At 40.3% G+C, this 1320-nt stretch carries 1 protein-coding gene; it reads left to right on the top strand.

Features of this window, described 5'->3' with window-relative positions:
• Positions 1-118 precede the first annotated feature (118 nt).
• On the top strand, positions 119-1282 hold the full coding sequence (locus DW039_RS20765; RefSeq protein ID WP_008666211.1) for an IS4 family transposase: 1164 nt from the start codon (positions 119-121) through the stop codon (positions 1280-1282).
• The last annotated feature ends 38 nt before the right edge of the window (positions 1283-1320 follow it).

Genomic DNA, 1320 nt, shown 5'->3' with positions numbered 1-1320 from the left:
CATTAGTGTCCACTAAAAAATCATAGTCGTTCTTTGAAATTGTTGAAATTCAGTTTGTTGTAATGGTATTTGGTGCGCAACGATTTGAAATTACTTTTGCAGTCTGAATCAGACTGTTATGAATAAAGACAAATATGTTTTTTCTCAATTAGTCACATTTCTTGATGAGTTCAAGTTCTTGCGTATCGTCAAGAAGTATGAAGGCAACAAATACATTAAAAGCTATACCTGTTGGAATCAGTTGCTTACGATGATGTTCGGTCAACTTTCCAACCGTGAGAGTTTAAGAGACCTCATCGTGTCACTGGAGGCTCACACCGGAAAACTCTATCATCTGGGAATCGGCAAGTCCGTAACACGAAGCAATCTTAGCAAGGCTAACGAGCAACGTGACTATCGCATCTTCCAGGAATATGCAACCTTCATGATAGCCGAAGCGCGCAAGCGTAGAATCGAAAGAATCTTTGAGCTTGACGGTCATGTCTATGCTTTTGATTCCACCACGATTGACCTTTGTCTGTCAGTGTTCGAGTGGGCTAAATTCCGCAAGCATAAAGGCGGAATCAAGATGCATACGCTCTACGATGTGGAAGCGGAAGTTCCTGCATTTGTGCATATTACTCCTGCTAATATTCACGATACAAAAGCGATGTCTGTGATTCCTTATGAACGTGGTGCGCATTATATATTTGACCGTGGTTACAACGATTTTGGCAACTTGTATACGATAGACCGCATAGGTGCTTTCTTCGTTGTACGAGCCAAAACCAATGTACGCATCAAGCCCAAAACGTGGAAGCGAAGATTGCCTGAAGGTGTCATTTCTGATGTCATCGGATGTTTTACGGTTTATAAAAGTTCCAAGGATTACCCCGATGAACTTAGAAAGCTCATTGTTGAAGACCCCGAAAGTGGCACACGATACATTTTCCTGACGAACAATCTTGACGCTTCGGCTGAGCTGATTTCTCGGTTATACCGAAATAGATGGAGTGTGGAGCTGTTTTTCAAATGGATTAAACAACACCTTAAGATAAAGAGGTTTTGGGGAACTTCGGAGAATGCTGTACGCATACAAATATATTGTGCCATAATTACTTACTGCCTTGTGGCGATAGTACAACACGATATGAAGTTAGAGCGAAGCATCTACGAAACCTTGCAAATACTCGGCATCTCGCTAACCGATAAAACTCATCTTAGAGATTTGTTCGACAAATCGAATTTCAAAAATATCAAAGAGCTAAATGATTCAAGTGAATCGAATTTATTTAATTTTTAACCGACTAGTGACCAAAAAATTTTTAGTGGACACTAGTG

This window comes from Bacteroides sp. AF39-16AC, assembly GCF_003602735.1.
Classification (GTDB): Bacteria; Bacteroidota; Bacteroidia; order Bacteroidales; family Bacteroidaceae; genus Bacteroides; species Bacteroides uniformis.
The sequence above is the reverse complement of the archived record's forward strand: the minus strand, read 5'-3'. Positions and strand labels throughout refer to the sequence as shown.